We start from the raw sequence: 15,350 nt of genomic DNA on the forward strand, positions 1-15,350 counted from the left end.
CGTGCTACAGCGACGAGTGTCGATTGCTGCCGCGGTCGCGCCGGCTGGGGGAGGCGTCCCGCGCGGGCCGGCGGCCCCTCGACCGCCGCCGCCAGCGCGAATGCGCGGCGCCCGCCGCCCGGACCGGTCGGCGGGGCGTGGCGGGGCCGGCCAGCGCGGCGAGGTGTCGGGGGCCGGCCAGCGCGGCGAGGTGTCGGGGGCCGGTCAGCGCGGCGGGTGTCGGGGGCCGTCCGGCGTGGCGGCGCCGGTCAGCGCGGCGAGCCGCTCGGTGGCCAGGCAGGAGATCAGACAGCGTTCCTTGTGGTCCCCGGCCAGCCGGGCGGTCCAGTCGGTGAAGCCGCCGTCGCCGAGTTCGACCTCGTCCGCGCCGTCCCCGACGGTGATCCGCAGCGCGGCGTCGACGTAGTAGCCCCGGCCGCGTCGGCGTTCCGGCTCGTCCACCACCGGCACGGCGGACGGGGCGAGCGCCGGCCGGACGGTGTCAGCGATCCGCTCCCCGACGACCGGGCTGTCGAACACGGTCAGGCGCAGTCGCGCCGCCGCCCCCGGCGCCAGGGTGGCGAGCACCCGCTGCCAGTAGGCCAGGTGCAGGGTGAGCAGCCGGGCCTGGGTGCTGCCCGAACCGCTGTCGCGGGCGCTGGAGACCAGCGCGAGGAGCCGGAAGTGCGCCGAGGCCCCCGGCCCGAAGTCCTGCGCCCGCAGCACCCGGTGGCAGGCGGCCAGGTGGACCGCGCCGTCGGCCGGCCGTTCCCGGCGGCGGACCGCGGCCTCGATCGCGAGGGCGTTGGTGGGATCGCTGAGCACCTCGGTGAGCCGGACGGTGGTGACGATCCGGTTCTGGCTCACCGGCGCGACCGCGGCGCAGGTCCCGAGCGGCGCGACGGGGGAGAGGTCGACGCCCGCGAAGTCGGCCGGCAGCAGTTCCCACAGGCGGGCCTCCACGCGGGCCAGCGTGCGCGGGTCGGCCGCCGCCGGGCGGGTGAACCGGTCCGTTCGCCAGCGGCGGACCAACTCCGCCGGGCGTACCGCCGCCGCCCGGTCGCGGGCCACCGCCAGCAGCAGCGTGCGCAGGTCGGCCGGGGCCAGGCCGGCCAGCGCGGCCCGGGCGCCGTCGGGCAGCCGCCCCCACACCCGCCGCTCCGTGTCGTCCATGCCGGCCACCATGTCGTACGCCCGAACGCCCCGTCCACCGAAATCGCCCGGACGGTCGACTCGGTCAGGTCGGGGTGGGCAGGCGACGACTTCGGGGAAGTAGTGGCCTCCCGCTGTGGGGAGACCGCTACTTCCCCGATGGTGCGCGACCGTCGCCCGGCCGGGCGATGCGGGTCAGGAGAGCGTGCAGGCCGCGCCGTTGACGGTGATCAGGCCGGGCTCCGGATTGGCGCCGCCGCCCGTCACCGCGTTGAAGCCGAAGGTCACCGTGCCGCCGGGGGCGATCCGGGCGTTGTACGACTCGTTCCGCGCGGTCACCGTGGCCCCGGCCTGCGTCACCTTGGCCAGCCACGCCTCGCGTACCCTCTGGTCGCCGGTGAAGGCGAACCTCGCGGTCCAGCCGTCGACGGCGGTGGCGCCCGTGTTGCGGATGGTCACCTGGCCGGTGAAGCCGGCGCCGCCGTGCCAGGCGCCGTAGTTGGTGTACGTGGCCGTACAGGTCGGCGCGGGCACCGCCCCGGCGTCACCCTGGTCGGCGAGGAACGAGGCGATCCAGGCCAGCGCCGAGTTCCAGTTGATCGCCACCTCGTTGGTCGCGTACGAGTTGATGTCGTCGACGTAGCAGAACATCGGCTTGCAGCCGGCGAGCAACTTGGCGGCGAACGGGTCCTGCAGGGCGGCGTTCGGGCCACCGGCCAGCGAGCCGGCGGGCGGCTTCGGCAGGTCCGGGTCGAGTTGGTGGCCGAAGATGCGGCTGTGCTGGTTCTCGGCCGCGTGCTCGCCCCACCCGGTCACGTACGAGATGTTCAGGGCGTTGCGACCGAGGACGTAGTCCATCGCCTGTACCGCCCCGTCCCGGTACTTCGCGTCCCGGGTCAGGTCGAAGGCGGTGGCCAGCACGACCGCGTTGTTGATGACGTTGCTGTTGCCGCCCCAGAAGTAGCTGCCCGCGTCGCCGGGCATCGGCAGCCCGTACGCCTGCCGGCCCAACTCGGCGAGGTGGGCGTCGGCGGCGGCGGTGACCGAGGCGCGGATCCGGCTCAGCTCGGCGGCCGGCAGCCCGTTCGGCACGGTGGCGAGGTCGAGCCGGCCCAGCGCGGCGACGCCCTGCCAGCCGAAGCCGCGCGGGTCGAAGACGTCCCCGGTGTGGTGCGGCGACGCGGTCAGGTCCGCCAGGTACGCCTGCTCGCCGGTGGTCAGCCACAGCTCGACGGCCGCCCAGTAGAACTCGTCGGTGACGTCGGTGTCGTCGTACGCCCCGCCGCCGGTGCTGTCGGTGGGGCTGGCGTACCGCGCCGGGTTGGCCTTCGCCGCGGCGTAGGCCGTCTTCGCCGCGGCGTCGCAGCGCTTCGCGAAGGTCGCGTCGTAGGGGGCGAACAGCCGCGCGCACTGGGCGGCGACGGCGGCCAGGTTGAGGGTGGCCGCCGTGGACGGCGGGTGCAGCTCACGCGGCTCGGGGTCGTCGTGCGGGGCCAGCGGCAGCCCGGTCCAGTTCCGGTCGTGGATCTTGTGGTGCGCCATGCCGGCGAGGGGTTTGCCGGCCGGCACCTGCATCCGCAGCAGGAACTCCAGCTCCCAGCGGGCCTCGTCGAGGACGTCCGGCACGCCGTTGTCGCGCTCGGGGACGCGCAGCGTGCCGTCGCCGAGGGCGGCGCCGTGGCCGGCGGTGGCCGCCGTCCTGGTCCGCTCGAAGGTGTTCAGCAGCTGATAGGTGGCGATGCCGCCGTTGACCACGTACTTGCCGTGGTCGCCGGCGTCGTACCAGCCGCCGCGCACGTCGAGGGAGTAGTCGCAGACGCCCGGCTGGCAGGGCACGGAGGTGTCGCCCCGGTTGGGCGCGACGCCGAGGTGCCCGGCCGGGCGGGCGTACTCGGCGCCGATCAGGTCGCCGTCGATGGCGATGCCGCTGCGCTGGGCGTAGAAGAACTGGAGGGAGTCGGAGCGCAGCCGGTCGTAGAGGGCGCCGGAGATGTCGAAGGGGTGGCTGGTCTCGCCGTCGACGACCAGGGTCAGCCCGGATCCGGGGGTCCGGTACGACGAGAAGTCGACCGTCTGCACGTTCTGCCCGGAGGCGGCGTCGACGCCGCGCGGGGTGGTGGTGCCGCTGGCGAGGACCGCGCCGCCGGCCGACCGGAGCTGCCAGGGCAGGGCGTCGGTCGCCGACGTGACGACGGTGGCGTTCTTCGGCCCGCCGGGCAGGTAGCCGACCTGGTTGACCCGCACGCGCGGCCCGGTGTCGGGCACGTACGGCTCGGGCGGGTCGCCGCCGCGCAGCGAGACGTTGTCCAGGCAGAGCGTCTGCTCGGCGGCGCCGCCGCCGACCTGGAAGATCAGCTGGGCGGCCGGGTTGCTCTCGGTGACCGTGAACGTCTTCTCGACCCGCTGGGCGGTGCCGCCGGCGGCGGCGTCCACGCTGGCGTACGTGGTGTAGGGGGCGCTGCCCAGTTGCAGGACTGCCTTGACGGCGGTGCCGGGGGTGGCGGAGACGTCGAAGCCGAGGGTGTACTCGGCCCCGGCGACCAGCGGCACGCCGTCCTGGCCGATGCCGGCGTCCCAGGGGTTGGCCAGGCCGCCGGGGACCGTGGTGCAGAGCCGGCCGTCGGTCACCCCCAGCGGGCCGGTGCCGTAGGAGAACCAGGGGGACACGCCGGCGCTGAAGTCGCCGTTGTCGATCTGTTCGGGGGCGTCGGGGGGCGGCTCGGCGTGGGCCGCGCCGGCGGTGGCGCCGGTCAGGGCGATGGTGGTCGCGGCGGCGAGCAGCGCCAGGCGGCGTCGGGATGGCGTCACGGGTGGTCCTTCCGGACGACTGCGGGGGACGGGGGTGTGGCGGTGGCGCGGTGGTGGCGCTCTGGGAGCGCTCCCAGGTGTGACCCCGATGTTTCCAGTGCTCCCGGCCCCTGTCAATCGATCCGGCTGGATGACCTGTGGTGCCCGCGAAGGGCCGGCGACAGTGAGATTCGCCGCGCGACGCGCCGAGGTCCTGATCTCCTAGAGACAATTGCGCCCTCGGCCTGGCAGGCTGCCACCCATGACCCTGAAGCTACGTTCCGTGGGAACGAGCGACCGTGGGCTGATCCGCAGTGGGAACCAGGACGCCCTGCACGCCGGCACCTGGCTCGTCGCCGTCGCCGACGGCATGGGCGGGATGGCGGCCGGCGACCTGGCCAGCGCGATCACCATCGACGCGATCGCTCCGCTGGACGTGGAGACCCCGGAGGACGCGCTGGTGGCCGCGCTGCAGAGCGGCATCGAGCTGGCCACCGCGCGGATCCGCCAGGCGGTCGCCGAGGATCCGGAGCGGCAGGGCATGGGCACCACACTGACCGCCCTGCTCTTCGCCCGGACGGGCAGCTGCCTGGCCCTCGCCCACGTCGGCGACTCCCGCGCCTACCTGTTCCGAGAAGGGGTGCTCAAGCAGATCACCCGGGACGACACGTTCGTGCAGCTGCTCGTCGACCAGGGGGTGATCACCCCCGACCAGGCCAGCAGCCATCCCCGCCGGGCCGTGGTGACCCAGGCGTTGCAGGGCGACGAGGTGTCCCCGGCGTACGCGACGATGGTGCCCTGGGCCGGCGACCGCTGGCTGCTGTGCAGCGACGGCCTGTCCAACGTCGTCCGCCCGGACACGCTCGCCGAGGTGCTCGCCGAGCACCCGGACCGCGCGGAGTGCGCCCGCAGGCTCATCGACCTGGCGCTGCGGGCCGGCGGGCCGGACAACGTCACGGTGGTCATCGCCGACGTGGTGGAGGAGTGAGCGAGCGTTCGCGGGCGAGCCGGCCGGCTCGGCGCCCCTGAGCCACCCGCGTCGCCGAGCGCGAGTCCGTGACGGCGCGAGGCCGGGTCAGCGGCGGCGCGGGGTGGCGTGCCGGGTCGGCGCGGCCGTGGTCGGGTCCTCCGGCCACGGGTGACGCGGGTAGCGCCCACGCAGCTCGGCCCGCACCTGCGGATAGCCGGTGCGCCAGAAGGACGCCAGGTCGGCGGTGACCGCCACCGGCCGCCCGGCCGGGGAGAGCAGGTGCAGCAGCACCGGCACCCGGCCGTCGGCGACCCGCGGCGCGTCGCGCCAGCCGAACGTCTCCTGGAGCTTCACCGCGAGCACCGGCGCCGCCGGGTCGGCGTAGTCGATCCGGATCCGGGAACCGCTCGGCACGGTGATCCGTTCCGGGGCGACCTCGTCGAGCCGCGCCGCCAGCGACCACGGCAACAGCCGGCGCAGCGCCCCGGCGACGTCGACCCGGGCCAGGTCGGCCCGGCGGCGGGCCGTGGCCAGCTCCGGGCCGAGCCAGGCCGGCGCGTCGGCGAGCAGCGCCTCGTCGCTGACGTCGGGCCAGTCGCCGCCCAGCGCGTGCCGGCAGAACGCCAGTCGCCCGCGCAGCGCCAGCGCCGCCGGGGTCCAGGTCAGCAACCCGAGGCCGGCGCGGCGCAGGCCGGTCAGCAGGGCCGCCGCCACCTCGTCCGCGCCGGGCCGGGCCGGCCGCTCGGTCAGCTCGATCGCACCCAGCCGGACCACCTCGCGGGCCACCACGTCCTCGCCGGACCAGCCGACCTCGCGCTCGGCGCGCAGCAGCGGCCCGCCCGCCTCCCGGGCGGTCGCCTCGTCGAGCGGGGTGGCCAGCCGCACCCGGGCGGCCGGCGCGCCGGGGGCGCGGTCCGCCACCGCCACCGCCAGCCACTCGGCGCCCGCCAGCCCCGACCCGCGCGCCAGCTCCGCCGCGGTCCCGCCGCTCATCAGGTACGCCGAGCCGCCCGGTCGCCGCGCCCGGGCCAGCCGCTCCGGGTGGGCCAGCCCGACCAGCAGCCCGGCGGCCAGGTCGTCGGGCAGGTCGCCCCGGCCCGGGTTCCCGACCGGGTCGAGGCCGGCGGTGGGCCGGGTACCGCCGGTGCTCCCGGCCGTCGCCGCGTCGGTGCCGTGCGTCCGGGGTGCCCGGCCGGGCCGCCTCGCCGTCGCCGAGGGGGTCTCGGGCAGGGCGGCGCGCAGCCGGCGTACCTCCGATCGCCAGCGGGCGGTGGCGCCCGGGTCCGTGCCCGCGCGCAGCCGGCGCCAGGCGGCGGCCAGGTCGTCGCCCGGCCCGGCGACGGTGTCCTCGGCGAGCAGCGCCACGACCTCGGCCGCGCGCTCCGCGCCCACCCGGGGCGCCCCGTCGAGCAGCGCCCGGGCCAGCCGGGGATGCGCACCGACGGCGGCGATCGCCCGGCCGCGGTCGGTGATCCGGCCCTGCGCGTCGACCGCGCCGAGGGTGGCGAGGGCGTCGCGGGCCACCGCCATGCCCGCCGCCGGGGGCGGGTCCGGCAGGGCCAGCCCGCCGCCGTCCGGCGACCCCCAGGCGGCCAACTCCAGGGCGAAACCCGTCAGGTCGGCGGTGGCGATCTCCGGCTCCGGCTGCGCGGCCAGCCGTTCGTGGGTGGCCGCCGACCAGCAGCGGTAGACGTGTCCGGGCGCCTCCCGCCCGGCCCGGCCCGCCCGCTGGGTCGCCGCCGCCCGGGACACCGGCACGGTGACCAGCGCGCCCAGGCCACGGGCCAGGTCCATCCGGGCCACCCGGGACAGCCCGGCGTCCACCACCACCCGGACCCCCGGCACGGTCAGGCTGCTCTCCGCCACCGAGGTCGCCAGCACCACCCGCCGCCGGTCGGCCGGGCGCAGCGCCGCGTCCTGGTCGGCGGCGCGCTGCCGGCCGTGCAGCGGGAGGAGCGCGACCGCGTCGCGCAGGTCGGCCAGCCGGCCCGCGACCGCGGCGATCTCGCCGGCCCCGGGCAGGAAGACCAGCACGTCCCCGTCGCGCTCACGCAGCGCCCGGCGCACCGTCGCCGCGACGTGGTCGAGCAGGCCCCGATCGACCGGGCCGGCGCCGGGCGCGACCACCGGCCGGGGCGGCGGCGCCCAGATCCGGGTCACCGGGTGCAGTGCCGAGGACGCCCGGACGATCGGTGCGGCGCCGCCCGCGCCGCCGAGCAGCGCGGCGAACCGGTCCGCCTCGGGGGTGGCCGACATCGCCAGCAGCCACAGGTCGGGGCGGAGCGCGGCCCGGGCCTCGACCGCGAAGGCGAGCGCCAGATCGGCGTCGAGGTGCCGCTCGTGGCACTCGTCGAGCAGCACCGCGCCCACCCCGGCCAACTCGGGGTCGCGGTGCAACCGGCGGACCAGCAGGCCGGTGGTGACGACCTCGACCCGGGTACGCGGACCGCCGCGGCGCTCGCCGCGCACGGCGTACCCGATGCGCTCGCCGACCGGCTCGCCGAGCAGCGCGGCCATCCGGCGCGCCGCCGCGCGGGCGGCCACCCGGCGGGGCTGGGCGACCAGCACCCGGCCGGCCACCTCGTCGGCCACGGCCAGCGGGGCGAGGGTGGTCTTGCCGGTGCCCGGCGGGGCCACGAGCACCCCGGTCCCGGCCGCGCGCAGCGCCGCGACCAGCCGCGGCAGCACCGGCCGCACGGGCAGGTCGAGGGGCACGTCCGAGAGCACGGCCCAGTCTCGCACCGCCCGCCGCGGCTCAGGCGGGGCGCACCCCGTCGACGCCGTCGACGAAGGCCCGCCAGGCCGGCGTCGGGAACGCCAGCACCGGCCCGCCCCGGTCCTTGCTGTCCCGGACGGCGATCCGGCCCCCGACGCCGGCGACCTCCACGCAGTTGCCGTTGCCCACGCTACGGCTGCTGGTGCGCCACTGGGCACGGGTCAGGTCGAGCGCGGTCATCGCGGTACCCCCGTCTGTGCGGCGTGCCGCGTCAGCGGTCACGCAAAGTAACGAGAAGCTTCCGTCAGGCGCGCCAACGACGCTTCCGGACCGAGTGCCAGCCGGCCCAGCTCCTCGTGCACAAGGCTATACCCGCGCACGTGCTCGGCCCCCTCCAGAGCCAGTCCCATCGTGAGGTTTTCCAGGTAGACCACGGTCGCGTCGGCGGCGTCGGCGAACGTGAGGACGACGTACGGCGCGTTCATCGCCGGGTGGCCGCCGGCCGAGAACGGAAGTACCAGGAGCGTCACGTTCGGTAGTTGAGCGACCTTCGCGAGATGGGCCATCTGGTCGGCCATCACGGCGTTGCCGCCGATCGGGCGGCAGAGCACCGCCTCGTTGAGCACCACCGACAACTCGACCGGATTGTCGCGGTGCAACACGTTCTGCCGGTGCAGCCGCGCGGCGACCTTGCGTTCGATACCGTCCTCGCCCGCGGTGCGCCGGAAGACCTCCCGCGCGTACGCCTCGGTCTGCAGCAGCCCGGGCACCGCCTCGGCCTCGTACGTGCGCAGCGTCGCCGCCTCCGCCTCCAGTCCGACGTAGAACTCGAACCACTCCGGCAGCACGTCGCTGTAGTTCTGCCACCAGCCGCGCTGCTGCGCCCCACGGGCGATCTCGATGAGGGCCTCGGCGTCCGCCCCCGTCACCTCGTACAGGGCGAGCGCCGCCCGCACGTCGCGCGGCTTGATGCCGATCTGCGCGTTCTCGATCCGGGACAGGTTGCTCTTGGACATGTCCAGTTGCCGGGCGGCGACGTCCAGAGTCATCCCGGCTCGCTCGCGCAACTGGCGGAGTTCCCGGGCGATACGGCGTCGGCGGACGGTGGGGCTCGCGGTCACCCTCCGAGTCTGTCACGCCAAGATCCGCAGGTCGCATGAGCCGGAGTGCAACTTCCAGCTGTTCTGCCGGTCGGCACGGCGGGCGGCTTCGGGGTGCTGCTGCTGATCGCCACCACCTCGGTCGCGGTGATCGCCTTCTTCGCCCGGAGCCGCGCGGCGGAGTCGCCGTGGCGCCGTGCCGGGGCTCGCCGCCGTCGCCCTGGCCGTGGTCGTGACGCTCGCGGCGGTGAACGTCGCCGACCTGCTCGGGCCGGCCGTCCGCCGGATGGGTGCCGCGGGTCGGACACGGCGAGGGCCGGACCCGCCGGCCCGGCCCTCGCCCACCACCCTCTAGTACGTGCCGTCGAGCTGCCCCCGCAGCTTGGTCAGCGCGCGGGCCAGCAGCCGGGAGACGTGCATCTGCGAGACGCCGATCTGCTCGGCGATCTGCGACTGCGTCAGGTTGCCGTAGAACCGCAGCGTGAGGATCTTCTGCTCCCGCTCGTCCAGGGTGGCCAGCGCGGGCCCGAGGGCGACCCGCAGCTCGGCCAGCTCGAACTCGCCGTCCTCGCCGCCGAGCATGTCGCCCAGCTCCGTCGCGCGGTCGCCGTCGCCCGTCGGCGTCGAGAGCGAGACCGCGTTGTAGGCGCGGGCGCCCTCCAGGCCCTCCAGGACCTCTTCCTCGGTGAGCTTGAGGTGGGCGGCGATGTCGGCGACCGTCGGCGAGCGGCCGAGGGTCTGCAGCAGCGAGCTGTTGGCGTCGGAGATGGCCAGCCGCAGCTCCTGGAGGCGGCGCGGCACCCGGATGTCCCAGGTGCGGTCGCGGAAGTGCCGCTTCAGCTCGCCGATGATGGTCGGGATGGCGTAGCCGGCGAAGTCGACGCCCCGGGAGGGGTCGAACTTGTCGATCGCCTTGATCAGGCCGACGGCGGCGGTCTGGGCCAGGTCGTCGGTGGGCTCGCCGCGACCGCTGTAGCGGTGGGCCAGGTGGTTGGCCAGCGGCAGCCAGGCCTCGATCGCCTTGTCGCGCAGGGCGGCGCGGGACGGGTGGTTGGCCGGCAGCGCGGCCATCGCGTTGAGCAGGTCGGCGGCGCTGTCGGTGAGCGCTCGCGGGTCGAGCTTCTCGGTGGTGCCCGGCGTCGCTGTGGCCGTCTGCTCGCTGATCGTTGGCGCGGTCATGGGTGGTCCTCCCTGCACCTCGTCCGCGGATAAAAGACGTAACGTTTTGGTTTATCTTCAGATGTACGTTCGGAAGTCACCTTAGCCTGATCGGACCGAGGAAATCTAGCCGAAAGTACGATGGACTCAAGGGATTTTCGCCAACACAGGCGACATGTGGAGCAAATCTCCATCGTATTGTGAGGCCGGTTACGCCACGCGGACGGTCAGGCGGCGCCGACCGGACATCGACGTGCGGAAGTCCGGGAGGGTCGCCGGCCCGGCCGAGCGGCCCGCCGTACGCGGACGACCGGCCGTCAATGTCGGCTTTCCGTCGTTGTCCCGTACACGGGACCGGCCGTAGCGTGCGGGTACATCCCTTTCGGAGGTGCCGTGCTCGACCCCGCCGCTCCCCAGCTCGTCCTGAACAGCCGCACGCTGTTCTTCAGTTGGCTGCCGGCGGACCCGGACGCGGTCGCGGCGCTGGTGCCGCCCGGGCTGACCCCGCACCCGGACCGCCAGGTCTTCATGAACCAGTACGTCGTCGACGACGAGAGCCAGACCTCCGGGTTCGGCGCCTACTCGCTGACGTACCTCGGGGTGTGCCTGGCCGGCGTCGACGCGCCCGGCGGACGCAGCCCCGGCGGCTGGTGGACGCACTACGTGACCTCGAGCGAACGGATCCGCGACTACGCCGCCGCGCGTGGCGCCCCCGCGGTCGTCGGCCGCACCGGGATCGAGAGCCACGGCGGGAACCTGGTCGCGGAGACGGAGATCGGCGGCGTGCCGCTGATCCGGGCGCGCTGCCAGGTCGGGGAGACGGACCAGACGATCACCAGCGGCCACCACCGCTACTTCACCGCCCGGGACGGACAGTTCCTCAGCGCCGTGTACCCGTTCGTCGCCGAACCGGTGAACCCGTTCGTGATCGAGTCGGTGGAGTTCCTGGACCCGGGGCACCCGCTCTACGCGCTACGCCCGGAGAATCCGCTCACGATCGGCTTCGGCTTCTACTCCCCGCGCGCCTCGTTCGCCTATCCGGGCGGCCTGACCGTGCACACCCCGGACACCGAGGTCGCGGCCGCGCGCGCCCGGACCGGCGCCGTCTCCGTGTCGGCGTAGCCGCCTCACCAGGTGCCCGCCCGGCGGGCCCGCAGCGGCCGGCCGTCGGGGTCGTAAACCAGCCGGTACGCCGGCAGCGCCCAGGCCCGGGTGTACCAGGACAGCCGCTCCGGCCGGTGCGGCAGCAACCGGCCCGGCGGCCGCGGGCCGACCCGCCCGGAGTCGTGCCACCGGCGCAGCGCGTCGGCGGCGGCGGTGATCGCCGCCACGGCGTCGGCCGGGTCGAGCAGGTCGGCGTCCTCGCCGCCGTCGGGGTCGCGGTCCAGGTGCTCGCGCCACAGCCGCAGCCGCAGCTCCCGGGCGAAGACCCGGGCCCCGTCGCCGAGACCGGCCGGGTCGGTCGGCGCCCGGCCGTCGCGGGTGTCGTCCAGCACGGCGCAGGAGAGCTCGCTGTCGTGGGTCCAGGACCGGCGGTTGAAGTTGTCGCTGCCGACGCTGGCCCAGACGTCGTCGACCACGCACACCTTGGCGTGCACGTAGACCGGCGTGCCGGCGTGGTTCTCCACGTCGAAGACGTGCACCCGGTCCGGGGCCGCCCGCTCGCACAGCGACAGCGCCTGCTCGCGGCCGACGGAGTTCGGCGGCAGCGCCAGCCGGCCGTCCACGTCCGGATAGCGGGGGACGACGGCGACCAGGTGCAGGTCGGGGTTGTCCCGCAGCGCGTGGGCGAAGAGGTCGGCCACCTCCGTGGACCAGAGGTACTGGTCCTCCAGGTAAATCAGCCGGCGGGCCCGGCGGACCGCCTTGGTGTAGCCGCGGGCCACCGTCCGCTCGCCGTCCGGGGCGAAGGAGTAGCGGGGGCGGATCGTCGGGTAGGTCCGCAGCACCTGCACGTGGTGCGGGCCGCAGGGCGGCGGGTCGGCCGGCTGGTCCGGCAGCGGATCGGGGCGCAGGTCCGCGCCGCGCAGCCGGTCCCGCACGTACGCCAGGGGGTTCTCCGAGTCCAGCGGCATCGGGTCGGTCCAGCGTTCGCGGAAGGTGGTGTCCAGCGCGCCCACCACCGGCCCCCGCACGGCGAGCTGCACGTCGTGCCAGGGTGGGCGCTCGCCGTAGCGGGCGGACATCCGTACCGCCTGCGGGTCGCCCCGGTGCCCGGCGTCGTCACGCCGGCTGTGGCACAGGTCGATGCCGCCGGCGAAGGCGATGTCCCGCTCGGGCGCGCGGGGGTGCCGCAGCACCACCAGCTTCTGGTGGTGCGAGCCGCCCCGACGTACCCGCTGGTCGAGCAGCACCTCACCGCCGGCGGCGGAGATCGTCTCGCTCAGGTCGCGGTTCTCCGCCTCGCTGTAGGCCAGGGCGTCGAGGTGGGAGCGCCAGACGAGGCCCTTGACCACCACGCCGCGCTGGGCGGCCCGCGCGAAGAGCTGGGCCACCGTCGGCCCGTCGGGGCGCATCAGCTCGTCCGGGTCGCCCCGCCAGTCGGTGAAGAAGAGGTGGTCCCCCGCCTCCAGCGCCTCCACCTCGTCGACGAGCCGGTCGAAGTACGCGGCACCGTGAATTAACGGCTCGGCAAGGTTTCCGCTGGACCAGACGGGTAACTCTGACCCCGGGTTGGCGCGTTCCCGTGCGCTGAGGAACCAGTTGTGCGGTCCCATCGTTCCAGCCCCCCGAGGTCGACGACGTCCTCACGGTAGGACCCCCGTCGCGGGTCCGCATCCCGACCGGCGCCCCGGTGACCGGCCGGCCGACCCCCGACACCGCCCGATCACGACGCGAGGAACCGAGGAGGCAACACCATGCCCGGCGAGACGACGAACTCCGTGACCGAGTACCGCGAGCAGGCGGTGGAGAGCGAGCGGGGTGCGCTGGTGGCGGTGTTGCTCATGGTGATCCTGGGCGTCGCCGGCATCTTCGCCGTCTCCTGACGCCACGCCGACGCGCCGGTGGCGCCCCGGTGCGTACCGGGGCGCCACCGCCCGCGCCCGGGCTCAGGGTCGGGGGCCCTGGCCGCCGGTGTGCGGCAGCCGTTCGGCCGGAACGACACCGAGCCGGCCGGCCTGGAAGTCCTCGAACGCCTTGAGCAGCTCGTCGCGGGTGTTCATGACGAACGGGCCGTAGTGCGCCACCGGCTCCCGGATCGGCTCGCCGCCCATGATGTAGAGGTCGAGCGCCGGGGTGTGGCTGTCCTGGCGCGCGTCCGCCGCGAAGCGCAGCGCGTCGCCCGGGCCGTGCACGGCGAGCTGCCCCGTGTGCACCGGCCGCCCGTCGGTGCCGACCGTGCCCCGGCCGCCCAGCACGTAGATCAGGGCGTTGAAGTCCGGTCGCCACGGCAGGTCGACGCGCGCGCCCGGCTGCACGGTCACGTGGGTGATGGTGATCGGGGTGTGGGTCGAGCCGGGCCCCCGGTGCCCGGCGATCTCGCCGGCGATCACCCGGATCAGCGCGCCGCCGTCCGGGGTGGTGAGCAACGCCGCCTCCCGGCCGCGGATGTCCTGGTAGCGGGGTGGGCTCATCTTGGCCACCTTCGGCAGGTTGACCCAGAGCTGGGTGCCGTGGAACAGCCCGCCGCTGGTCACGAGGTGCTCCGGCGGCGCCTCGATGTGCAACAGGCCGCTGCCGGCCGTCATCCACTGGGTGTCGCCGTTGGTGATGGTCCCGCCGCCGCCCTGCGAGTCCTGGTGGTCCATGATCCCGTCGATCATGTAGGTCACGGTCTCGAAGCCGCGGTGCGGATGCCAGGAGGTGCCCTTCGGCTCGCCCGGCGCGTAGTCCACCTCGCCCATCTGGTCGAGGTGGATGAACGGGTCCAGCTCGCTCAGCGGCACGCCGGCGAAGGCCCGGTGGACCGGGAAGCCCTCGCCCTCGTAGCCGCTCGGGGCGGTGGTCAGCCGGCGGACCGGCCGGAACGCGGTGGACTCGTCGAGCCGGGGCAGGCGCGGCAGGACGAGCACGTTGTCGACGGTGATGGCGGGCATCGGGAACTCCTCAGTCTTCGTGGTGGAGGGTCGACGCGTCGCGGTCCGCGCGCAGGCGCCGGCCGAGCCGCTCGAAGATCCGGGTGAGGCAGGCGACCTCGGCGTCGTCGAGGTCGTCCATCAGGTGGGCGCGTACCGACCTCAGGTGGTGCGGGGCGGCCTCGCGCAGCGCCAGCAGCCCGGCGGCGGTGAGCACCGCCTCGCTGCCGCGGCGGTCGTCGGGACAGGACTCCCGGGCGACGAGACCGCGCCGCTGCATGGTGGAGATCTGGTACGTCAGACGGCTCGGCGAGAAGACCAGGCGGCTCGCCAGCTCGCCCATCCGCAGCCGCTGGCCCGGCGCCTCGGAGAGCAGGACGAGCACGTGGTAGTCGGCGAAGCTCAGCGCGCTGTCGGCGCGCAGGTCCTCCTCCAGCCGTGTGAACAGCCGCTGGCTCGCCTCGATGTAGGCGCGCCAGGCGGCGAGTCGGTGGGGGCTCTCGGTCACGCCACGACAGTAGCACTCTTTCAAAATTTAACTAGTGGCGTGTGAGCGCGGTTGCCGATCTGTGCCGTCGGTCGTGCGATTTTGAAGAACACGAGCCGGGGGACCCCCACGACCCCGGCGGTCGCGCGCCGGAGCCGTGGGCGCCCCGCACCCGGAGGCGGGCGGCAGGCCCCCGGCGTCGGTCACCGCTCCTGGGGCGCCGCGGTCAGGTGCATCCGGCCGATCAGCTGACGGGCCTGCTCGGCGAACTGCTCGTCGACGATGACCGCGTACTGGCCGGCGCGCAGCGAGCTGGCCGAGGTGAAGTCGCGCTGGCCGCCCGTCATCGCGTGCGCGACCGCGCCGAACACCGCGCCCCAGATCGCGCCGACCACCAGGGCCACCAGGATCACGGCGATCCAGTTGTTGCCCGCCGTGAAGATGCCGAACAGCAGCCCGATGAAGAGCCCGAACCAGGCGCCCGTGCCGGCGCCCACCAGCGCCGCCCGGCCGGTGGTCATCCGGCCGAGCACCGTCTCGACCAGGGTGAGGTTCGTGCCGACGATGGCGGTGTGCTCCACCGGGAAGCGGTTGTCCGCCAGATAGTCCACCACGCGCTGGGCGGACGGATAGTCCGGGTACGACCCGATCGTCACGGTGGGCGGGCCCAGCGCCGGGCCGTGCCCGTCGCCCGCATGGGCCGCCGGCCGACCGGCGGGACCGGACGGGAGGGTGTCGCCGCCAGGCATGCCGGGCCGCCAGCCCGAGGTCCCACTCGACGGTGTGCTCATCAGCTCCTCCTTCGTCAACCGCCCGGGTTCCCGCCGCCGTCCCCGGGTAACGCCGGCGGAGGGTCCGGCCCCGGCCCGTCCTGCCGGGCCGCCCCGTGCGGCGCTCGGCGGACCGGCGTCGGCGGCCTCCGCCCGGCGTCGCCGTCGGCCGAGACCGCCCCGATGCGACCGGGACGGTCCCGCCCGTCCCGGTC

General features: G+C 75.1%; 13 protein-coding genes and 1 pseudogene. 4 read left to right on the plus strand and 10 right to left on the minus strand.

The annotated features are described in order from the left end of the window. Nucleotides 1–204: 204 nt before the first annotated feature. A complete protein-coding gene (locus ACSNOB_RS21555) occupies nucleotides 205–1,152 on the minus strand; it encodes a hypothetical protein (RefSeq protein ID WP_436688267.1) in 948 nt (315 codons plus the stop codon). A gap of 174 nt (nucleotides 1,153–1,326) precedes the next feature. Next, nucleotides 1,327–3,939, minus strand: coding sequence for a glycoside hydrolase family 9 protein (locus tag ACSNOB_RS21560; protein ID WP_436688268.1), 2,613 nt, complete (start codon nucleotides 3,937–3,939; stop codon nucleotides 1,327–1,329). A gap of 241 nt (nucleotides 3,940–4,180) precedes the next feature. Between ACSNOB_RS21560 and ACSNOB_RS21565 the strand changes: the two genes are divergently transcribed. Beyond that, nucleotides 4,181–4,906 carry a PP2C family protein-serine/threonine phosphatase gene (locus ACSNOB_RS21565; RefSeq protein WP_393110057.1) on the plus strand — a complete coding sequence of 242 codons (726 nt, stop codon included), beginning with the start codon at nucleotides 4,181–4,183 and terminating at the stop codon, nucleotides 4,904–4,906. An 87-nt stretch (nucleotides 4,907–4,993) separates the two neighbouring features. Here the strand turns inward: ACSNOB_RS21565 and ACSNOB_RS21570 are convergent, their stop codons facing one another. Genes ACSNOB_RS21570 through ACSNOB_RS21580 form a run of 3 tightly spaced genes read right to left on the minus strand, consistent with a single transcriptional unit; the run spans nucleotide 4,994 to nucleotide 8,725 of the window. Further along, nucleotides 4,994–7,615, minus strand: coding sequence for an ATP-dependent RNA helicase (locus tag ACSNOB_RS21570; RefSeq protein ID WP_436688269.1), 2,622 nt, complete (start codon nucleotides 7,613–7,615; stop codon nucleotides 4,994–4,996). A gap of 28 nt (nucleotides 7,616–7,643) precedes the next feature. Further along, a complete protein-coding gene (locus ACSNOB_RS21575; RefSeq protein ID WP_436688270.1) occupies nucleotides 7,644–7,844 on the minus strand; it encodes a DUF397 domain-containing protein in 201 nt (66 codons plus the stop codon). 38 nt (nucleotides 7,845–7,882) lie between these two features. Continuing rightward, nucleotides 7,883–8,725 (minus strand): helix-turn-helix domain-containing protein, encoded by an 843-nt coding sequence (locus ACSNOB_RS21580; RefSeq protein WP_436688271.1) that lies wholly within the window; start codon nucleotides 8,723–8,725, stop codon nucleotides 7,883–7,885. Nucleotides 8,726–8,797: 72 nt separating this feature from the next. On the opposite strand from ACSNOB_RS21580, the pseudogene ACSNOB_RS21585 reads away from it, so the two are divergent. Beyond that, nucleotides 8,798–8,981, plus strand: a pseudogene (locus ACSNOB_RS21585) (amino acid permease); the annotation flags it as partial. A gap of 74 nt (nucleotides 8,982–9,055) precedes the next feature. On the opposite strand, the gene ACSNOB_RS21590 reads toward ACSNOB_RS21585, so the two are convergent. Next, on the minus strand, nucleotides 9,056–9,883 hold the full coding sequence (locus ACSNOB_RS21590) for a SigB/SigF/SigG family RNA polymerase sigma factor (protein ID WP_436688272.1): 828 nt from the start codon (nucleotides 9,881–9,883) through the stop codon (nucleotides 9,056–9,058). 372 nt (nucleotides 9,884–10,255) lie between these two features. On the opposite strand from ACSNOB_RS21590, the gene ACSNOB_RS21595 reads away from it, so the two are divergent. After that, the gene (locus ACSNOB_RS21595) at nucleotides 10,256–10,984 is read left to right on the plus strand and encodes a hypothetical protein (protein ID WP_436688273.1); all 729 of its coding nucleotides are present in this window, start codon (nucleotides 10,256–10,258) and stop codon (nucleotides 10,982–10,984) included. 5 nt (nucleotides 10,985–10,989) lie between these two features. Here the strand turns inward: ACSNOB_RS21595 and ACSNOB_RS21600 are convergent, their stop codons facing one another. Then, nucleotides 10,990–12,579, minus strand: coding sequence for a phospholipase D family protein (locus tag ACSNOB_RS21600; RefSeq protein ID WP_436688274.1), 1,590 nt, complete (start codon nucleotides 12,577–12,579; stop codon nucleotides 10,990–10,992). 141 nt (nucleotides 12,580–12,720) lie between these two features. Here ACSNOB_RS21600 and ACSNOB_RS21605 point away from each other — a divergent pair, with 141 nt between their 5' ends. Then, nucleotides 12,721–12,849: a hypothetical protein gene (locus ACSNOB_RS21605; protein ID WP_281190601.1), complete on the plus strand. Its 129-nt coding sequence runs from the start codon at nucleotides 12,721–12,723 to the stop codon at nucleotides 12,847–12,849. Between the two features lie 63 nt (nucleotides 12,850–12,912). Here the strand turns inward: ACSNOB_RS21605 and ACSNOB_RS21610 are convergent, their stop codons facing one another. The 3 genes from ACSNOB_RS21610 to ACSNOB_RS21620 all read right to left on the minus strand — a co-directional run bounded on the left by ACSNOB_RS21610 (nucleotide 12,913) and on the right by ACSNOB_RS21620 (nucleotide 15,036). Then, nucleotides 12,913–13,899 carry a pirin family protein gene (locus ACSNOB_RS21610; protein ID WP_436688275.1) on the minus strand — a complete coding sequence of 329 codons (987 nt, stop codon included), beginning with the start codon at nucleotides 13,897–13,899 and terminating at the stop codon, nucleotides 12,913–12,915. A 10-nt stretch (nucleotides 13,900–13,909) separates the two neighbouring features. Further along, the gene (locus tag ACSNOB_RS21615) at nucleotides 13,910–14,386 is read right to left on the minus strand and encodes a MarR family winged helix-turn-helix transcriptional regulator (RefSeq protein ID WP_436688276.1); all 477 of its coding nucleotides are present in this window, start codon (nucleotides 14,384–14,386) and stop codon (nucleotides 13,910–13,912) included. A 182-nt stretch (nucleotides 14,387–14,568) separates the two neighbouring features. After that, nucleotides 14,569–15,036, minus strand: a complete 468-nt coding sequence (locus ACSNOB_RS21620) for a general stress protein (RefSeq protein ID WP_436688279.1) — start codon at nucleotides 15,034–15,036, stop codon at nucleotides 14,569–14,571. Nucleotides 15,037–15,350 lie beyond the last annotated feature (314 nt).

This window comes from Micromonospora sp. URMC 106, from assembly GCF_051386395.1.
Classification (GTDB): Bacteria; Actinomycetota; Actinomycetes; order Mycobacteriales; family Micromonosporaceae; genus Micromonospora.

Excerpts from the sequence above, each read along its gene's own strand:
- ACSNOB_RS21555 (WP_436688267.1), bottom strand. The coding sequence starts at position 1,152 with ATGGACGACACGGAGCGGCGGGTGTGGGGGCGGCTGCCCGACGGCGCC.
- ACSNOB_RS21565 (WP_393110057.1), top strand. The coding sequence starts at position 4,181 with ATGACCCTGAAGCTACGTTCCGTGGGAACGAGCGACCGTGGGCTGATC.
- ACSNOB_RS21590 (WP_436688272.1), bottom strand. The coding sequence starts at position 9,883 with ATGACCGCGCCAACGATCAGCGAGCAGACGGCCACAGCGACGCCGGGC.
- ACSNOB_RS21605 (WP_281190601.1), top strand. The coding sequence starts at position 12,721 with ATGCCCGGCGAGACGACGAACTCCGTGACCGAGTACCGCGAGCAGGCG.
- ACSNOB_RS21575 (WP_436688270.1), bottom strand. The coding sequence starts at position 7,844 with ATGACCGCGCTCGACCTGACCCGTGCCCAGTGGCGCACCAGCAGCCGT.
- ACSNOB_RS21610 (WP_436688275.1), bottom strand. The coding sequence starts at position 13,899 with ATGCCCGCCATCACCGTCGACAACGTGCTCGTCCTGCCGCGCCTGCCC.
- ACSNOB_RS21600 (WP_436688274.1), bottom strand. The coding sequence starts at position 12,579 with ATGGGACCGCACAACTGGTTCCTCAGCGCACGGGAACGCGCCAACCCG.